An 18815-nucleotide genomic window follows, 5' to 3' on the forward strand; every position below is an offset into this window, starting at 1 on the left:
TTCTCAGCGTAGCAAAGGACGATTTATGATTACCGTCGACGGTAACGGTGCAGTGGCTTCGGTCGCCTTCCGCACCAGCGAAGTGATTGCCATCTATCCAATCACGCCCAGCTCGACCATGGCCGAGCTGGCGGATAGCTGGTCAGGCGAAGGCCGCCGTAATATCTGGGGCGACGTACCGCGCGTGGTTGAGATGCAATCGGAAGGCGGCGCGATCGCCACCGTGCACGGCGCGCTGCAAACCGGCGCACTCTCAACCACCTTCACCTCGTCGCAGGGATTGCTGTTGATGATCCCGACGCTCTACAAACTGGCGGGCCAGCTGACGCCGTTTGTTTTGCACGTCGCGGCGCGTACCGTGGCGACGCACGCGCTGTCGATATTTGGCGATCACTCCGATGTTATGGCGGTGCGGCAAACCGGCTGCGCCCAGCTCTGCGCCTCCAGCGTGCAGGAAGCGCAGGATTTTGCCCTGATTTCACAAATCGCCTCACTAAATAGCCGCATCCCTTTTATCCACTTCTTCGATGGCTTCCGCACCTCGCATGAGATCAACAAAATCGTGCCGATCAGCGATGAAACCTTGCAGGCGCTGATGCCCGCCGAAGCGATTAACGCCCATCGTGCCCGCGCATTAACGCCAGATCGTCCGACAATTCGCGGCACATCCGCCAATCCCGATACCTATTTCCAGTCACGCGAAGCTACCAACCGCTGGTACGACGCTTGTACCCAGCACGTTGAGGCTGCAATGAGCGCGTTTGGCGAAAATACCGGCCGCCACTATCAGCCGTTTGAGTTTTACGGCCATCCGCAGGCCGAGCGCGTAATTGTGATGATGGGCTCCGGCTGCGGCACCGCCGAAGAAGCGATTGATGAGATGCTGCAGCGCGGCGAGAAAGTCGGGCTGGTGAAAGTACGCCTCTATCGCCCATTTTCGGCAGCGCATTTGCTGCAAAAAATCCCCGCTTGCGCCCAGCGTATTGCGGTGCTTGATCGCACCAAGGAGCCCGGCGCGCTCGGTGAACCGCTGTTCCTCGATGTGATGACCGCGCTGGCTGAAGCCTACAGCCGTGGCGAGCGTGCATCGCTGCCGAAGGTGATCGGCGGTCGCTATGGTCTGTCGTCGAAAGAGTTCGCACCCGATGCGGTGCTGGCAGTGTTCCGCGCTTTGCAGCGCGATCAGCCGCCGGCGCGTTTTACCGTCGGCATTTACGACGACGTCACCCATCTTTCGTTGCCGACCGAAGCCAATATCGTGCCAAATCGCGCGCGACTCGAAGCGCTGTTTTATGGTTTAGGCAGCGACGGCAGCGTCAGCGCCAGCAAAAACAACCTGAAGATAATCGGCAACGCCACGCCGTGGCACGTGCAGGGTTATTTCGTCTATGACTCGAAGAAAGCTGGCGGCCTGACGGTTTCCCATCTGCGCGTCAGTGAATATCCGATTCAATCCGCCTATCTGATTCAGCAAGCCGACTTCATTGGCTGCCATCAGCTGCAGTTTATCGATAAGTATTCCATGCTCGATCAGCTTAAGCCGGGCGGGATTTTTCTGCTCAATACGCCTTACAGCGCTGAGGAAGTGTGGTCGCGCCTGCCGCAGGAAGTGCAGAGCCAACTCAACGATAAACAGGCGCGATTCTATGTGATCAACGCGGCGCGTATCGCCCGCGAATGCCAGCTGGGCGCGCGCATCAACACCGTGATGCAGATGGCCTTTTTCCAACTGACCCAGATTTTGCCTGGCGATAGCGCGTTAAATGAACTGCAAAACGCCATTGTCCGCAGCTACAGCAGCAAAGGCGAAGAGCTGGTGCAGCGCAACTGGCAAGCGCTAGCGATGGCACAACAAGCGCTGCAGGCGGTGCCGCTGCAGCCGGTAGACGATCGCAGTCCGCATCGCCCGCCGGTGGTCTCGGATAGCGCACCCGATTTTGTCAAAACCGTCACTGCAGCGATGCTGGCCGGCCTTGGCGATAAACTTCCAGTCTCAGCGCTACCGCCGGATGGCACCTGGCCGGTTGGCACCACACAATGGGAAAAACGTAATATCGCCGAAGCCGTGCCGATCTGGCAGCCCGATCTCTGTACCCAGTGTAACCATTGCGTTGCCGCCTGCCCGCACTCGGCGATTCGCGCCAAAGTGGTTGATCCTGCAGCGCTAGCAGATGTGCCAGCTTCGCTCGCTTCACTGGATGTAAAATCGCGCGATATGCGCGGACAGAAATACGTGTTGCAGGTGGCGCCGGAAGATTGCACCGGCTGTAATCTGTGTGTCGAAGTGTGCCCGGCCAGCGATCGCCAGCATCCGGAAATCAAAGCCATCAACATGAAATCACGCCTCGAGCATGTTGAGACGGAAAAGGCCAATTATGATGCCTTCCTCGCACTGCCTGAGATCACCGCCGAGCAGCTGGAACGCATTGATATCCGCACCTCGCAGCTGATCACGCCGCTGTTTGAATATTCCGGTGCTTGCTCGGGCTGCGGGGAAACACCCTATATCAAACTGCTGACGCAGTTGTATGGCGATCGCCTGCTGATTGCCAATGCCACCGGCTGCTCCTCCATTTATGGCGGTAATCTGCCTTCTACGCCTTACACCACCAATGCCGAAGGTCGCGGTCCAGCATGGGCGAATTCGCTGTTTGAAGATAATGCCGAATTTGGCCTGGGTTTCCGCTTGAGTGTTGATCAGCAGAAACAGCGCGCGCTCAGATTACTGGATCAATGCGCGGCGCAGTTACCGGCGAAATTGGTTGACGCACTAAAAGGTGACAATGTCACGATATCGCAACGACGCGAGCAAATTGAACAGCTGCGCGCCCTGCTTGCTGCGTCATCTCAACCGGAAGCTAAAGCGTTAAACGAAGCAGCCGATGCGCTGGTAGAGAAATCGGTCTGGCTGATTGGTGGCGATGGCTGGGCGTACGACATTGGTTACGGCGGCCTCGATCACGTGATGAGCCTTAGTGAAAACGTCAACGTGCTGGTGCTGGATACACAGTGCTACTCGAATACCGGCGGCCAGGCATCAAAGGCAACGCCGCTCGGCGCGGTGACCAAGTTCGGCGAACAAGGTAAACGCAAGGCGCGGAAGGATCTCGGTATGTCGACGCTGCTGTACGGGCATGTGTATGTGGCGCAGATTTCACTGGGCGCACAACTCAATCAAACGGTGAAAGCGATTCAGGAAGCGGAAGCCTGGCCGGGGCCGTCGCTGGTCATCGCTTACAGCCCGTGTGAAGAGCATGGCTATGATCTTGCCTACAGCCACGAGCAGATGCGCCTGCTAACCACCAGCGGATTCTGGCCGCTGTATCGCTTTGATCCACGACGCGCCGAGCAAGGCAAAGCCGCTCTGGCGCTGGATTCGCGTCCGCCAACCTCCGAACTGGAACAGGCATTGATGAACGAGCAGCGTTTCCGCCAGCTGCAAACCCAGCTGCCTGAAGAAGCGTCGCAGTTGTGGCGCGATGCAACGGAGGCCGCCAGTCAGCGTTATCAGCGGCTGGCGGAGTTAGCAGGGAAAACCGAGAAAAACGAGTAGAGGAAAAAGCCCGGCGCTTACGAAAACCTCGCCAAACCACTGTAGGGTCGCCATTCATGGCGACCGATTAACGCTTAACTGATGAGCATTACCGTCGTTATGGCAAGGCGTGCTACTGCGTTATCATCAGAAAAGAGATCACTTCAGGCTAGCATTCGCGCCCGCAATCCGTACCATACGCAGTCATGTTTATAGGGTTTATTGCCGTTGAAGATTGCTTCAGCCGCTAACGGCCCTCGCCTTCACTCTCAAGCGTGAAAATAATGTCAGAAAATCAAGAAGTAACAAAAAAAGAGCAGTACAACCTCAACAAACTGCAGAAGCGTTTGCGTCGCAACGTGGGCGAAGCCATTGCTGACTTCAACATGATAGAAGAAGGCGATCGCATCATGGTTTGTCTGTCTGGTGGTAAAGACAGCTACACCATGCTGGAAATCCTGCGTAATTTGCAGCAAAGCGCGCCGGTGAACTTCTCGCTGGTGGCGGTAAATCTCGACCAGAAACAGCCTGGTTTCCCAGAGCATATTTTGCCTGCCTATCTGGAACAACAGGGCGTTGAATACCATATCGTTAACGAAGACACTTATTCCATCGTTAAAGATAAAATTCCTGAAGGCAAAACCACCTGCTCGCTCTGTTCGCGTCTGCGCCGCGGTATTCTGTATCGCACCGCCACCGAGTTGGGTTGTACCAAGATCGCCTTAGGCCACCATCGCGACGATATCCTGCAGACCATGTTCCTCAACATGTTCTACGGCGGCAAGATGAAAGGTATGCCACCCAAACTGATGAGCGATGATGGTAAACATATCGTGATTCGTCCGTTGGCTTACTGCCGCGAGAAAGACATCATTCGTTTTGCCGAAGCGCGCCAGTTCCCAATCATTCCTTGCAACCTATGCGGTTCGCAGCCGAATCTGCAACGTCAGGTGGTTGCCGACATGCTACGCGACTGGGATAAACGTTATCCGGGCCGTATCGAAACCATGTTCACCGCGATGCAGAATGTGGTGCCATCACATATGGCCGACATTAATCTGTTCGATTTCAAAGGTATTAAACACGGTGATGCCGTGGTAGATGGCGGTGATTTGGCGTTTGATCGCGAAAGCTTGCCGGTGCAGCCTGCGGGCTGGCAGCCAGAAGAGGACGACGCGCCCAATCTCAGCGTGCGTCTTGATGTGCTGGAAATTAAATAATCGATTTGCTGTGAAATAAGGCGCGTCGCTTCGGCTACGCGCCTTTTTTATTAGCGGTGCGGTGGTGGATCCTGGATCGGTGGAAATTCGGGATCGTACGGAGGTTGTGCGGGTGGTATCGGCTGCGGTTGTGGAATCGGTTCGGGAATCGGTGGTGGATCGGTAGGAATTGGTTCGCTGGCAATAATATCTTGCATGCCCTTCTCCTTGTCGCTGAATGTCCTTTAAGCATAGGAAAGGATGAGTATTCAAGCCAAGCGGGCAAAAAAAAGCCGGCGGATAGGCCGGCGTCGTACGAATCAAATGTGCTATGCAGTAATTCAAAAAAGGAAGTAAGACAATATGGAGCGCAACGCCCATCGCTTGACGTTGCATTCACCTGCGGGAAAGAGTTTGCCCCGATTGCCCTGGCGGGATATTGATATCGATCAGGTTTATTCCGCTTTTCTGCCTTACAACCATTTCCGCCGTTTCAGCCATATCGCCACGCCGCCCACCATCACCAGCAGCAGCACGCAGAAGGCGGTGAAACCTAGAGCCCAATTGCCGCCGGGAATGCCGCCGAGGTTGACGCCGAATAAACCGGTAAGAAACGTGGCCGGCAGGAAGATCATCGCCATCAACGACATAGTATAAGTGCGGCGGTTCATCGATTCCGCAAGGATTGACGCCACTTCATCCGCCAGAATTGAGGTTCGCGCCACGCCCGCATTGAGATCGTCCAATCCACGTCCCAGACGATCGGCAACCTCTTGCATGCGGCGGCGATCGTCATCGTTCATCCACGCCATCTTTTCGATAGCCAGCCGCGCATAGACATCGCGCTGGGGTGCCATATAACGACGCATCACAATCAATTGCTTACGCAGCAGCGCCAAATCGCCGCGTGCAGGCACTTCCTGATTCATCAACGCATCTTCCAGTTCGATAATTTTATCGTGCATCTCTTCGATAAATTCACTGGCGTGATCGGTTAACGCATCGCACACATCCACCAGCCAGCTGCCGCCATCAACCGGACCATTGCCGTTTTGCAGATCGGTCAGCACGGCATCAATGGCGTACACCTTGCGACGGCGCGTCGAGACAATCAGCTTGTCGTTGATAAACACGCGCATTGCCACCAGCTGATCCGGACGCGAATCGGCATTATGGTTCACGCTACGCAGCACAATCATGAAGCCGTCGCCAAGGCGTGTCACGCGCGGACGCATGCTGTCGCCCGCCAGCGCGTCACGCACAGAATCGGGGATCAGCGGCGTGTTTTGCAGCCATTCCGCACTTTGCCGTTGGGTGTAATTGAGGTGCAACCAGCAGGGACGTTCGCAGTTGATGACATCTTTATCTTCGATGGGGATCATGCCGCCTGCGCCATCCAGCTGACAGGACACAATGGCATCGGATACTTGTAACGCTTTTCCTTCAATGACGTTCACGAACTCGCCTCACTATCAAAATCAATACGATACAGTCTAGCGTGGCGCAGACCAGTTGCAATCATCAGGCTGTGAGCAAAGATGACAGGCGGTCACATTCATTTGTAGGGTCGCCATTTATGGCGACCGATTAGACTCAGTGCTTCTCGATCCACAGCTCGCGGCTGTAAGCCACGTCTTCAGGATTGGTGATCGGATATCCTTTCACCCACGGCTTGATCAAGCGGCCGTTGGTATATTGATAGATCGGTGCGATCGGTGCCTGATCGGCGATGATCTGCTCGGCTTTGTTGTAATCGGTGTTACGCGCCGCCACGCTGGTTTCGGTGCTGGCTTTGGTAATCACCGCATCATAATCGGCACTGCGGAAGCGCGCGATATTGCCGCTATGCGTCGAGGTCAGCAGGCTGAGGAAGGTTGAAGGCTCGTTATAATCGCCGATCCACGAGGCGCGGATCACATCGAAATTGCCGCTGTTACGGCTGTCGATATAGGTTTTCCACTCCTGATTCTGCAACGTGACATCCACGCCTAGATTCTTCTTCCACATTGAAGCCACCGCGATAGCAATTTTCTGATGGCTTTCCGAGGTGTTGTAGAGCAGCGTCAAATGCAGCGGTTTGCCGGGTCCATAACCTGCCGCCGTCAGCAACGCTTTGGCCTGCGCATTCAGCTCCTGTTGGCTATGTTGCTGCAGATAGCTTTTCATTGGAGTGAAACCGGCGGTAACGTCCGGTGTAAAGTGCCAGGCCGGTTTCTCGCCGGTGCCCAATACTTTCTCCGCGATAATGCGACGATCGATGCTCCATGACAGCGCCTTACGCACCCGTACATCGGCGGTTGGCCCTTTCTCGGTATTGAAGGCGTAGTAATAGGTGCCAAGCTGATCCGGCGTATACACCTGGCCCGGCAACTCTTTCTTCAGCAGCGCGTACATGTTTTTCGGGAAGGATTCGGTGATATCTATGTCATTGGCGCGGTAACGCTTAGTGGCGCTGGACTCTTCATTAATCGGGATAAAGGTGACTTTGGTCAGCACCGATTTTTTGTCATCCCAATAGTTGGCGTTGCGCACCAGCACGATTTTTTCGTTTACTACGCGATCCTGCAGCTGATAAGCGCCATTGCCGACCAGCTTGCCCGGTGACGTCCAGCTATCACCCTCTTTTTCAATCACTTTCTGCGATACCGGATACATCGCGGCATTGGCAACCATGCTCGGGAACCACGGTACAGGACGTGACAATGTCACCTTAAGGTGTGTCGCATCAGTCGCCGCCACCCCCAGTTTATCGGCGCCCATCTGCCCTTTGGTGATCGCTTCCGCGTTTTCAATGCCGCTCAGCGCGGCAAACCAGGCAAACGGCGAACTGTTCTTTGGTTCAACTAAACGTTGCCAGCTGTAGACAAAATCCTGCGCGGTAACCGGCTCGCCATTCGACCAGCGCGCATCTTTGCGCAGGGTAAAGATCCAGGTTTTGTTGTCGTTGCTGCTCCAGCTTTGCGCCACGCCCGGCACAATTTTTCCGTGGGCATCCTGATTGGTCAGCCCTTCAAACAGATCGCGCATCACCTGAATTTCCGGCAGGCCAACCGCCTTCATCGGATCGAGTGAAGCGGGCTCATCTTTGATATGGCGAACGATTTCCTGGGTGCTGGCCAGCTGTGCGCCCGACGGCACGTTGGCGGCGAATGCGGGTGAGACTGCACTGGCTACAATTAACGCAGTCAGCGTCTTGCGGAACGTTAGTTTCATCACCACTCCTTTACGCGAAAAAAATGGCGACCGCGAAGAGATTGTGTCGCCAGCAACGTTTGGCACTTTATCGCAAATTGCTGATTGATATATAGCTATTTCCCCGCAGGCTATTTACCGTTATGTTGAGGCTGGATTCCCGGTCACATTTTTTACCTTAAGCGCCAGAAGGTTTTTGGCGGTGTTGGAAGCATTTCAGAGAGGAACGTCATGTCGTCATACCATCCACGTCCGCTGCGCGGCAAGCTCGACGCTGTCTGGCAACAATACGGGCAATCGGTGCTGGGCGCGCCGCTGCTGTGGTTTCCGGCACCCGCCGCCGATGCCGAAAGCGGGCTGATTATTGCTGGCACGCACGGCGATGAGAATGCCGCGATTGCCACTTTATCCGGTGCGATGCGCACCTTGCCGGAGGCGCTGCGGCGTCATCACGTTGTTCTGGCCGTCAATCCCGATGGTTGTCAGTTGGGGCTGCGCGCCAACGCCAACGGCGTCGATCTCAACCGTAATTTCCCCGCCGCTAACTGGCAGAATGGCGACACGGTGTATCGCTGGAACAGCGAAGCGGATGAACGTGATGTGGTGCTTTCAACCGGATCAGGTCCCTCTTCCGAACCGGAAACCCGCGCGCTGTGCCAGCTGATTCATCAGATCAAACCGCGCTGGGTGGTTTCGTGGCATGAACCGCTGGCCTGTATTGACGATCCGCACCACAGCGATTTAGCGCAGTGGCTGGCGCAGCAAACCGCGCTGCCGGTGGTGAGCAGCGTGGGTTATGCCACGCCGGGTTCGTTTGGCAGCTGGTGCGACGATCTCGGCCTGTTATGTATTACCGCCGAGATGCCGCCGATTTCAGTCGACGAAGCCACCGAAGTCTATCTGGAAGCGATGATCAATCTGCTGCGCTGGCAGCCCGCGGCTTGAGTACACCGTGAGAGAAATGCAGCGACGGTTCAACATCGGCCGCAAGCCAGGTTGGACCGTCGAGATCCGCGAACGTCGCCTGCGCCGTCAGCGGTAATGCCGCACGAATCGCCCGCGAGGTGCAGAGCATGCAGCCGAGCATAATGGCGAATCCCTGTTGCTGCGCCGCCTCTGCGAGCGCCAGCGCTTCGGTTAGTCCCCCGGTTTTATCCAGCTTGATATTCACCATCTCATAACGCCCTTTCAGCTGCGGCAGGCTTTCACGCGTGTGACAGCTTTCATCGGCGCAGATCGGCAGCGGATGAATAAAATTGCCCAGCGCGCTGTCTTCTGCGGCAGGCAGCGGCTGTTCAAGCATGGCGACATTGAGATCGGCCAGTAGCTGACAGCGCGCCGCCAGGCCTTCGGCATGCCAGGATTCGTTGGCATCAACAATCAAGGTGGCATCCGGTACCGCGCTGCGTATCGCCACCAAACGTTCGCTGATCAGGTGATCGTCCATTTTGATCTTCAATAAACGCGCGCCATGCTGCCACAACGCCTGCGCGCTACTGGCCATCGCATCTGGCGTATCGATGCTGATGGTGTGCGCGGTGACAATCTCGTCGGCCAGTGGCACAGCGCACAATTGCACCAGACTTTTGCCCTGCTGCTGTCGCGCCAGATCCCACAGTGCGCAGTCGATGGCGTTACGTGCCGCGCCCGCCGGTAACGCCTGTTGCAGCGCTTCACGCGTCATCCCGCTTTGCAACGCACTCAGCTGAGAAGCGATCTGCTTGAGCACCGATTCCTCGCTTTCACCGTAGCGCGCGTACGGCGTGGCTTCCCCGACGCCTTTAACGCCATCCTGCTCGATCTCTACCACCACAACATGCGCCTCAGTGCGGCTGCCGCGTGAAATAACAAACGGCGAATGTAACGGCCAGGCTTCCGGATAACTCTTCACTGTTCTCATTATTTCTCCTTAAATCCGTCGCTTAAATGCGAGCCGGCTCGATTATCGCCAGGAAATGCGCTCGTAAACCCTTAAAAATTATGTCATAAACACACGCTATATCTTAAAAGTCAGATATTTCATCGTTAAAAAAAGGAAATCACATGTCTCAGACTGTTCACTTTCAGGGCAATCCGGTGCCGGTTGCAGGCCAGTTCCCACAAGTTGGCGAGCAAGCTAAACCTTTCAGCCTGGTCGCCAAAGATCTTGCTGACGTATCCCTGGCTAATTATGCAGGCAAACGCAAAGTTCTGAACATTTTCCCAAGTATTGATACTGGCGTGTGTGCGGCATCGGTGCGTAAGTTTAATGAGCGCTCAGGTGAAGCGGACAACACGGTCGTGCTGTGCATCTCTTCCGACCTGCCTTTCGCTCAATCACGCTTCTGTGGCGCAGAGAACGTCAGCAACGTGATCACGCTCTCCTCACTGCGTGGCGCTGAGTTCAAAGAAAACTATGGCGTGGCGATTGCGGATGGCCCGCTGAAAGGCCTGACCGCGCGTGCCGTGGTGGTGCTGGATGAAAACGATAAAGTGATTTACAGCGAGCTGGTGAATGAAATCACCGAAGAGCCAAACTACGATGCGGCGCTAGCTGCGCTGAAGTAATTTTTGCTCGCTTTTTAGGCGAAACAGAAAGCACCGAATGGTTAATTCTTCGGTGCTTTTTTTATGCCCGCCTTCAACTCAGTTCCCTTTTTAACCCGTTGATTTATCGTGATACGTAGCACTTCTTCCTGCCTTGTTGCATTTTTGCTGTGATTCTTGTTACCCGTATCACATTAATCAAAAAACATAAAACCCGTAACAGATCCCGCAATTGTTCCCATCCGCTTCGCTACCTATAACTAACCGTCAATTGCCCTTAAGCGATTCAAAGACAGGCGGGAATCTCTATGCAAGCAAGCTTATCCATTAAAGAAAAAATCAGTTACGGCCTTGGTGATATGGCCAGCCATATCGCCATCGATAACGTCATTATTTTTCTCACCTTTTATTACACCGATGTGGTGGGCCTGCCCGCGATCTTTGTCGGCACGCTGTTTTTACTGGCGCGCGTTGCCGATGCGGTGATCGATCCAGCAATGGGGATGGTGGCTGACCGAACCCGTTCACGTTGGGGCAAATTTCGTCCCTGGTTATTGATGCTGGCAGTACCGTTCGGCGTCAGTTGTATGCTGATTTATGCGGTGCCGGAAAGCCTGTCGCTCACCGGAAAAATGATTTACGCCGCCGTGACCTACAGCCTGATGATGCTGATGTACACCGCTATCAATATTCCTTACTGCTCGATGGGGGCGATTATCACCGCCGATGATAATCAGCGCATCTCCCTGCAATCATGGCGTTTCTTCCTGGCTACGCTAGGTGGCGCGATGTCCACTTTCCTGATGATCCCGCTCGCCACCTGGCTGGGCGGCGGTAACAAACTGGACGGTTACTTCGCGGCGATGTCGATTATGGCGACGCTGGCAACATTGCTGTTCTTTATCTGCTTCCTCAACACCCGCGAACGTATCAATGCGCCCGCTAACCACGGCAACTTTCTCGCCGATTTACGCGATTTGCTGCGTAACGATCAGTGGCGCGTGGTTGCATTACTGGTGTTCTGCAATATCTCGTTCGGCGTGGTTAGACTCGGCGCGATGATGTACTACGTCACCTATTTTCTCGGTAACGCCAGTCTCTTCATGTGGCTGCTGGCCGCGCATATCGTCGGCAAAAGCGTCGGTAGCGTGCTGGCAAAGCTGCTGACGCGCCGCCTAAACAAAATCACCGCTTTTACCCTCAGCGCCATCACAGCTGGCGTGTTGAGTATCAGCATCGTGTTCCTGCCGGGATCGCTGGCGCTGTTAGTCGGCATGACGTTCATCGTTTCCAGCTTCTATCAGGTCACCACCACGCTGATGTGGGTGATGATGGCCGATGTGGTGGATTACGGTGAATATCGTCAGGGCAAGCGCCTCGATGGCACCGTCTTCTCCACGCTGCTCGCCGTATTGAAAATGGGCATGGCGATCAGCGGCGCGATTGTTGGCTGGACGCTGGGTCTGAGCGGTTACGTTGCTCAGGCACCGCATCAGCAACCCGCCGCGATGATGGCCATCGTCGCGCTGTTTTCAGTGGTTCCGGGTCTGCTGTCGCTGTTGAGCGCGCTGGCGATGCGCGGCTACAAACTTAACGATGCCACCATGCGCACCATCAATCAGAACAAAGTGTCAGCCCAACCGACTGCAACGGCTTCCACCCTTCTACAACCACAGGAGTTGTCATGAGTGAATTACGCGCCGAATCCCAGCGTATTATCTGGACATTTGACCGTCAGACGCTGGTTATCGAGCCTTGGGGCGCGCATAGCCTGCGAGTACGAGCCACCTGTCAGCCTGAACTGATCGATCATGACTGGGCGTTGTTATCGCCTGCAGCTTGCGAGGTGGAGATCCAGCGCGAGCATGAATCTCTTAGCCTGCGTAACGGCAATATCACCGCTACATTGAACATCCGCGGCCAGCTGGCTTTTTACAATCAACATGGAGAACTGCTGCTGGAGGAGTTCTGGCGTCAGCGCAGCACCGTGGGCATCGGCGCCAGCGAAAAGAGTCAGGACAAATACATCAGCGCCCTTAAGCTGGATGCGCGCGCCTTTCGACCGATTCCGGGAGGGAAATATCAGCTCAGCGTGCGCTTTGAAGCGCGTGCGGAGGAGAAAATTTATGGCATGGGCCAGTATCAGCAGGATTGCCTCGATCTAAAAGGCTGCACGCTGGAATTGGCACAGCGCAACTCGCAGGCCAGCGTGCCGTTTATGGTATCCAACCTCGGCTACGGCTTGCTGTGGCATAACCCGGCCATCGGCGAAGTGACTTTTGGTAAAAACGGCACGCGCTGGCAAGCCGAAGTAACCGATCAGATGGATTACTGGATAACCGCAGGTGATACACCAGCTGAGATCGTGCGTCAGTATGGCCGCGCCACCGGCACAGCACCGATGATGCCCAGCTTTGCAACCGGCTTCTGGCAATGCAAACTGCGCTATCGCACTCAGCAGGAAGTGCTGGAGGTGGCGCGCGAATATCGCCGTCTGCAGCTGCCGCTCTCGGTGATTGTCATCGACTTTTTCCACTGGCCAAATCAGGGAACCTGGTGTTTCGATGCGCGCGACTGGCCGGATCCGCGAGCCATGGTGCAGGAGCTGAAAGAGATGGGCATCGAAACTATGGTTTCAGTGTGGCCCACGGTGGATAGCCGCAGTGATAACTATCGTCTGATGAAATCCAAAGGCTTGCTGGTCAACAGCGAACGCGGCGTATCCGTGAACCTCGATTTCATGGGCAACACCACCTTTTTTGACGCCACGCATCCCGCCGCACGCGAGTTCGTCTGGCAGGAAGTTAAGCGCAACTATTATGACCACGGCATCCGCACCTTCTGGCTCGATGAAGCGGAACCGGAATATCGCGCGTACGATTTTGATAACTACCGCTATCATCTCGGTCCGGTTCAGGAAGTAGGCAATATCTATCCGCAGCTGTTTGCCCGCGGATTTTATGAAGGTCTGCAACAACAAGGCGAGAGCGAGATCGTCAATCTGGTGCGCTGTGCCTGGGCGGGCAGCCAGCGTTATGGCGTGCTTGCCTGGTCGGGCGACGTTCACTCCTCGTTCCATGCCTTACGTAATCAGTTCACAGCCGGGCTGAATATGGCAATGGCGGGAATTCCGTGGTGGACCACCGACATCGGCGGCTTTCAGGGTGGGAACATTCACGACCTGGCGTTTCATGAACTGTTGATCCGTTGGTTCCAGTGGGCGGTGTTCTGTCCGGTGATGCGTTTGCATGGTTACCGCGAGCCACAGATTGCACCTGAAGAATCCTGGCGTGATGGTATTGCGCAGTGTAACAGCGGCTCACCAAACGAGGTTTGGAGCTACGGTGAGGGGAATTACGCGCTGATGAAAAGTTGCCTGCTGCAACGTGAGCAGATTCGCCCCTATATTGATGGCCTGATGCGCGAAGCGCATGAGCTCGGCGATCCAGTGATGCGCCCGCTGTTCTATCACTACCCGCAGCAGCCAGAGAGCTGGCAAGTGGAAGATCAGTATCTGCTGGGCCGTGACCTGCTGGTAGCGCCGGTGCTGCACGCCGGGCAGCGTGAACGTGAAGTGTGGTTACCTGCTGGTGAGCAATGGATTGCGCGTAACGGCGAGTGCTATCAAGGCGGACAACGCATTAGCGTCGCCGCGCCATTGAGTGAGATTCCGGTGTTTATGAGGGAAGGAAGTCAGGTAGATATTCGCGCACCCGACTAAAACCCAGCTAAATAAACGTAGGGTCGCCATTCATGGCGACCAATGACAAAGATATCCGCTTGCCAAGGTTGATGCACGTTTGCGGGCCAGGTCGCCATAAATGGCGACCCTACGGGCGGAACGACGTTACGGGATGTACGCGCCTTATTACTCGCTCTCGTTACGCTTCTGCCCTAACCCATATTCACGCAGCTTATTGGCAATGGCGGTATGCGAGACGCCGAGGCGTTTCGCCAGTTTACGCGTGCTGGGATAAGAGAGATAAAGACGCGTCAGCACTGAACGTTCGAAGCGGCTAGTAATATCATCCAGCGAACCTTCCATCGCCTCTTCGCCCAATGACACATCCAGCGCCTGCTCTGGCAACACAATATCTTGTGGTCCCAGCTCATAACCTTCCAGCTGCGTCAGCGCACGGTACAGCGCATTCTTCAGCTGGCGCACGTTGCCCGGCCAGTTGTAGCGCGTCAGAAACGGCGTCAGCTGCGATGAAAGACGCGGACGCGGCAAGCCTTGTTCGTCGGCGAAACGGGCGACAAACATTTCGGTCAGCGGCAGAATATCCAGCGGACGTTCACGCAGCGGCGGCAGATTGAGCGTTAGCACATTCAGGCGATAAAACAGGTCTTCACGGAACTCACCACGCTGCACCAGCTCAATTAAATTCTTCTGCGTGGCGCAAATCACGCGTACATCAACGTGCACTTCATGCTCTTCGCCCACGCGGCGGAACGTGCCGTCGTTGAGAAAACGCAGCAGTTTGGTCTGCATGCGTGGCGACATTTCGCCAATCTCATCCAGCAATACCGAGCCGCCGTTAGCCTGCTCGAAGAAGCCTTTTTTGCCTTCCAGCGCATTGGGATAAGCACCGGCGGCGTGCCCAAATAGCTCGCTCTCGGCCACATCATCCGGCAATGAGGCACAGTTCAGCGCCAGGAACGGTTTTTTACCGCGTGCGCTGCGTAAATGACAGGCGCGCGCCAGCATATCTTTGCCGGTGCCGGTATCGCCCACAATCAACAGCGGCGCATCGTGCATCGCCAGCTTGCGCGCCTGATCGATCACCTGACGCATTTTTGGCGTAACCGCCACGATGTGATCGAACTCTGATTCATCGGTGACGGTGAGATTCTGCAGCTGTCGGCCCATACGCGCCGTCGATTTCAGAGTGATCATTGCGCCAACAGGCAGATCGCTCTGGCCCTCTTCTTCAGCCAGATAAATCGGTCGCGCTTCCATCAGGAAATCGCGCCCCTGAATCACCACATGCTGCGCCTGCGCGTCAACACGTTCATTCTCCAGCCAACGCTGGAAATTAAAGCCGGTGATTAAGGTGCCAACGTTTTGGTTGCGCAGCTTCTGTTCATCAAGGGTAAACAGATTTTGTGCTGCCGGATTGGCCAACTCGACCTTGCATTTCAGATCGATGGATAATACCGGTTCCGGCATCGCCACCAGCAGCGCACTCAATGCGCGATGCTCGCGTTCGGAGGGCATAAACGAAACGGTACGCACATCTGTCACGCCAGGTGTACGGCGAATTTCCGCCATCAGATTGCTGAAGGGTTCAAACTCCAGCGCGGTAAAATTGAGATAAATGCGACCGAGTGGCGCAATTTCGATGCCGCGCAGGTCGATATTGCGGGCAACCAGCAGGTCGAGCAACTCGCGCGCCAGACCGATTCGGTCCTGGCAGAAAACTTCCAAACGCATTGCGATGAGCCTTAGTCAGGTTTTGATTTTAGTGATAATACGCTAACTTGCAGCGCCTCAGAAGAGGCCTGTCAGGAAAAGTTGACAGCCAGAGGCAGGTGATAGAGGGAAGTGTAGCGGAGCGACCAACAAAAATCCCGCCGAATGTGCGTGGTAACACAGATAATTTTACCTTTCACGCCAGTTGCAGCGTGAAAGGTAAGCAAGTGCTGATTATTTAGCAGCCTGCCCTGCTTTATCCCCACTTTTTACCAGGGATTCTTTCAGCTGACCAATTAACTCGCGACGGAAATCACCGAGACGCGGTTTGTCATCTTCCAGCCACGGCAATGGACGACACAATTCCATCGCTTTAATGCCGAGACGCGCGGTGAGCAAACCAGCACCGATCCCTTGCGCGGCGCGAGTTGACAGGCGCGCGGCGAGATCCTGCGACATCCAATCCATCCCGACTTCACGCACCAGTTCGGAAGCGCCGGCAAACGCCATGTTAAGGAGCACTAAACGGAACAAGCGGATGCGGCTAAAGTAGCCCAGCTCAATGCCATAAATCGCTGCGATGCGATTCACCAGCCGCAGATTGCGCCAGGCGATAAACGCCATGTCCACCAAAGCCAGCGGACTGACGGCGATCATCAGCGTTGATTCGGCGGCGTGACGGCTGATTTCACGGCGTGCCTGACGATCCAGCACCGGCTGCACCAGTTGGGCATACAAGGTGACGATTTCACGATCGTTGTGAGTTTCATGCAGCGCCGCATGCCAGCGCTGCAGTGCAGGATGCGCCTGATCGAGCTGAGCCTGCTGCGCCAGCTTTTCACAGAACGCGCGACCTTTGCCCACGCCGTGACTGTGCAGCAGTTCGCGGCCAGTATCGCGCTCTTCAGCTCGCTGACGCAGACGATATAAACGCCGCCATTCGCCAATCAGCGCGCCTGCACCCGCAGCGACAATCAATGTGCCGGCCACGCCAGTGCCGAGGGTAAACCAATCGCGCACCATCCACGCATCGTGCAGTGTCTGCGCGCCCTGCGCCACCACGCTGACGCCGAAAATAGCCAGGCCAACGCCCACCATTTTGCGCCACAGGCTGCGTTTTGGCCGCAGCGCAGCTTCCACCACTTTTTCGCCTTCGCCCTCTTCCAGCGGCTCGGCTTCTGCCGTGGCGAGAAAGGCCTTCTCGCTATCCGCGCTAAAGGTTTGGGCGGCGCGCAGTGGTTTTTCCGCTTCAACTGTCAGCGGACGGGCGAAATCAATGCGTCCTTTTAAAGGTGTTTCATCGCTCATCGCAATTTATCTCCCAGTAAAAATTCCAGTGCGGCATCCATCCGAATATGCGGCAGTGGACGATCGACATCCAACTGCTGCGGCCGGAACTGTTCAAACTGAAATCCCTGCTGTTGCCAGAAATTGTGGCCTGGCAAGCGCGGCGGCACTTCGCCGGGATAGAACGTCAGCGCTTCATTATCGGCTAAACGATGACCACGCAACGCCGGTAACTTCTCGCCGCGATGATCAACCAGCCCACTTTCCGTTGCCTGCACCGAGGCCAAACCGAGGCAATCCATGTTGATGCCTTCGAACGCCGCGTTCTGCCACGCGTCCTGTACCAACTGCTGCAACAGCGACACCATATTGGCATGCTGATCTGAAGTCACATGATCGGCCTTAGTGGCGGCAAACAGCAGTTTATCGATGACCGGAGAAAACAGGCGGCGGAACAGCGTGCGCTGACCGTAATGGAAACTCTGCATCAGTTGCGTCAACGCGAGGCGCATATCGTTGAACGCTTGCGGCCCGCTGTTCAGTGGTTGCAGACAATCGACCAACACGATTTGGCGATCGAAGCGCAGGAAATGATTTTTGTAGAATCCTTTCACCACGTGCTGGCAGTAATAGTTGAAACGCTGCTGCAGCATGGCGAAGTTACTGCCCGCTGGCGCTTGAGCCAGCTTGCTAACCTGCATCTCATCGACCTGCGGCCACGGGAAGAACTGCAGCGCCGGCGCGCCGGCCATATCGCCAGGCAACACAAAGCGGCCCGGCTGGATGAAGTGCAAACCTTCGCTTTTGCATTGGTGCAGGTAATCGGTCCAGGCTGCGGCAATCGCTGCCAGACGATTTTCATCTGCGAGCGCAAAAGGATCGAGATCGGCGCACAAGCTGCGCCAATGTGCTGACCATTCGGCGCGATCGCCCTGCAACAAGCCCACCATCTGGCGTGACCAGCTAAGATAATCCTGCGCCAGCATCGGCAGATCCAACAGCCATTCGCCGGGATAATCGACGATTTCGAGGTAAAGCGTGGCGGTATCTTTGAAATGGCGCAGCAACGATTCATCCGGACGATAGCGCAGCGCCAGGCGCATTTCGCTTACGCCACGCGTGGGCGTCGGCCACATCGGCGGCGTGCCGTACAGCTGCGCCAGACCTTCATCGTAGGTGAAACGCGGCGTGCCGAGTTCGCGCTGCGGTACGCGCTTGACGCCCAGCAGGCGATCTTCGCGCACCACGGAAAACAGCGGCAAACGTGCGCCGCTGTGGACATTAAGAAGCTGGTTAACCAGCGAAGTGATAAACGCGGTTTTGCCGCTGCGGCTCAAACCGGTTACAGCCAAGCGTAGATGGCGGTCAACACCGCGGTTCATCAACGCCACAAATTCATTTTGCAGTCTTTTCATCGTTCTCCCTGATGAATCGTGCCGATAAGCGTTTAAACGCTTTGCTCAGCAACGGTTCCAGGGCGGCCGCCAGCAACAGGCGCAGCGGACGGCGCGCCACCGATTTCACTGCCCAGCCAGCGATCCCGCCGGGCCCGTAAGTTACTGCGCTAATAATGATAAATTTCCCCGCCGACATCAACGCAGGTGTCGCGCGACGGCGCAGAGCAGTAAAACGTTGAGTTTGCATAGAGCCTCTTATCACAATAGAA

13 protein-coding genes are annotated in these 18815 nt (G+C 55.7%); 6 read left to right on the top strand and 7 right to left on the bottom strand.

What is annotated here, in order from left to right:
* The first annotated feature begins 25 nt into the window (after positions 1–25).
* Positions 26–3553, top strand: a complete 3528-nt coding sequence (gene nifJ / locus NR302_RS10045; protein WP_258143388.1) for a pyruvate:ferredoxin (flavodoxin) oxidoreductase — start codon at positions 26–28, stop codon at positions 3551–3553.
* Positions 3554–3816: 263 nt separating this feature from the next.
* Entirely contained in the window at positions 3817–4752 is a 936-nt protein-coding gene (gene ttcA, locus NR302_RS10050) for a tRNA 2-thiocytidine(32) synthetase TtcA (RefSeq protein ID WP_008106443.1), read from the top strand.
* Positions 4753–5204: 452 nt separating this feature from the next.
* On the opposite strand, the gene zntB is transcribed toward ttcA, so the two are convergent.
* Together zntB and NR302_RS10060 are read right to left on the bottom strand one after the other, a co-directional pair.
* The gene (gene zntB / locus NR302_RS10055; protein WP_256696524.1) at positions 5205–6188 is read right to left on the bottom strand and encodes a zinc transporter ZntB; all 984 of its coding nucleotides are present in this window, start codon (positions 6186–6188) and stop codon (positions 5205–5207) included.
* Positions 6189–6324: 136 nt separating this feature from the next.
* Complete coding sequence (locus tag NR302_RS10060; RefSeq protein ID WP_258143389.1) at positions 6325–7944, bottom strand: ABC transporter substrate-binding protein; 1620 nt, start codon at positions 7942–7944, stop codon at positions 6325–6327.
* A gap of 210 nt (positions 7945–8154) precedes the next feature.
* Here NR302_RS10060 and mpaA point away from each other — a divergent pair, with 210 nt between their 5' ends.
* Positions 8155–8868, top strand: a complete 714-nt coding sequence (gene mpaA / locus NR302_RS10065) for a murein tripeptide amidase MpaA (RefSeq protein WP_154193546.1) — start codon at positions 8155–8157, stop codon at positions 8866–8868.
* Here the strand turns inward: mpaA and ycjG are convergent.
* Complete coding sequence (ycjG, locus tag NR302_RS10070) at positions 8837–9823, bottom strand: L-Ala-D/L-Glu epimerase (protein ID WP_258143390.1); 987 nt, start codon at positions 9821–9823, stop codon at positions 8837–8839. The two genes, mpaA and ycjG, sit on opposite strands and share 32 nt — an antisense overlap.
* A gap of 143 nt (positions 9824–9966) precedes the next feature.
* On the opposite strand from ycjG, the gene tpx reads away from it, so the two are divergent.
* The 3 genes from tpx to NR302_RS10085 all read left to right on the top strand — a co-directional run bounded on the left by tpx (position 9967) and on the right by NR302_RS10085 (position 14170).
* Positions 9967–10470, top strand: a complete 504-nt coding sequence (tpx, locus tag NR302_RS10075; protein ID WP_008106454.1) for a thiol peroxidase — start codon at positions 9967–9969, stop codon at positions 10468–10470.
* Positions 10471–10757: 287 nt separating this feature from the next.
* Complete coding sequence (locus tag NR302_RS10080) at positions 10758–12137, top strand: glycoside-pentoside-hexuronide (GPH):cation symporter (RefSeq protein WP_258143391.1); 1380 nt, start codon at positions 10758–10760, stop codon at positions 12135–12137.
* Positions 12134–14170, top strand: coding sequence for a glycoside hydrolase family 31 protein (locus tag NR302_RS10085; protein WP_258143392.1), 2037 nt, complete (start codon positions 12134–12136; stop codon positions 14168–14170). Before NR302_RS10080 ends, NR302_RS10085 begins: the two co-directional genes overlap by 4 nt.
* 147 nt (positions 14171–14317) lie before the next feature.
* On the opposite strand, the gene tyrR is transcribed toward NR302_RS10085, so the two are convergent.
* The 4 genes from tyrR to pspD form a co-directional block, all read right to left on the bottom strand.
* Entirely contained in the window at positions 14318–15883 is a 1566-nt protein-coding gene (tyrR, locus tag NR302_RS10090) for a transcriptional regulator TyrR (RefSeq protein WP_008106462.1), read from the bottom strand.
* Positions 15884–16096: 213 nt separating this feature from the next.
* Entirely contained in the window at positions 16097–17170 is a 1074-nt protein-coding gene (locus NR302_RS10095) for a YcjF family protein (protein ID WP_258143393.1), read from the bottom strand.
* The gene (locus tag NR302_RS10100; RefSeq protein WP_258143394.1) at positions 17167–18564 is read right to left on the bottom strand and encodes a YcjX family protein; all 1398 of its coding nucleotides are present in this window, start codon (positions 18562–18564) and stop codon (positions 17167–17169) included. The genes NR302_RS10095 and NR302_RS10100 overlap by 4 nt, the downstream gene beginning before the upstream one ends.
* Complete coding sequence (pspD, locus tag NR302_RS10105) at positions 18545–18793, bottom strand: phage shock protein PspD (RefSeq protein ID WP_007888070.1); 249 nt, start codon at positions 18791–18793, stop codon at positions 18545–18547. Before pspD ends, NR302_RS10100 begins: the two co-directional genes overlap by 20 nt.
* Positions 18794–18815: the final 22 nt, after the last annotated feature.

It is taken from the genome of Pantoea sp. SOD02 (genome assembly GCF_024707505.1).
GTDB lineage: Bacteria > Pseudomonadota > Gammaproteobacteria > Enterobacterales > Enterobacteriaceae > Pantoea > Pantoea symbiotica.

What these genes read in the sequence shown, in the direction of transcription:
- NR302_RS10060 (WP_258143389.1), bottom strand. Translation starts at nt 7,944, where the DNA reads ATGAAACTAACGTTCCGCAAGACGCTGACTGCGTTAATTGTAGCCAGT.
- NR302_RS10100 (WP_258143394.1), bottom strand. Translation starts at nt 18,564, where the DNA reads ATGAAAAGACTGCAAAATGAATTTGTGGCGTTGATGAACCGCGGTGTT.
- nifJ (WP_258143388.1), top strand. Translation starts at nt 26, where the DNA reads ATGATTACCGTCGACGGTAACGGTGCAGTGGCTTCGGTCGCCTTCCGC.
- ycjG (WP_258143390.1), bottom strand. Translation starts at nt 9,823, where the DNA reads ATGAGAACAGTGAAGAGTTATCCGGAAGCCTGGCCGTTACATTCGCCG.
- ttcA (WP_008106443.1), top strand. Translation starts at nt 3,817, where the DNA reads ATGTCAGAAAATCAAGAAGTAACAAAAAAAGAGCAGTACAACCTCAAC.
- tpx (WP_008106454.1), top strand. Translation starts at nt 9,967, where the DNA reads ATGTCTCAGACTGTTCACTTTCAGGGCAATCCGGTGCCGGTTGCAGGC.
- NR302_RS10095 (WP_258143393.1), bottom strand. Translation starts at nt 17,170, where the DNA reads ATGAGCGATGAAACACCTTTAAAAGGACGCATTGATTTCGCCCGTCCG.
- tyrR (WP_008106462.1), bottom strand. Translation starts at nt 15,883, where the DNA reads ATGCGTTTGGAAGTTTTCTGCCAGGACCGAATCGGTCTGGCGCGCGAG.
- NR302_RS10080 (WP_258143391.1), top strand. Translation starts at nt 10,758, where the DNA reads ATGCAAGCAAGCTTATCCATTAAAGAAAAAATCAGTTACGGCCTTGGT.
- mpaA (WP_154193546.1), top strand. Translation starts at nt 8,155, where the DNA reads ATGTCGTCATACCATCCACGTCCGCTGCGCGGCAAGCTCGACGCTGTC.
- pspD (WP_007888070.1), bottom strand. Translation starts at nt 18,793, where the DNA reads ATGCAAACTCAACGTTTTACTGCTCTGCGCCGTCGCGCGACACCTGCG.
- NR302_RS10085 (WP_258143392.1), top strand. Translation starts at nt 12,134, where the DNA reads ATGAGTGAATTACGCGCCGAATCCCAGCGTATTATCTGGACATTTGAC.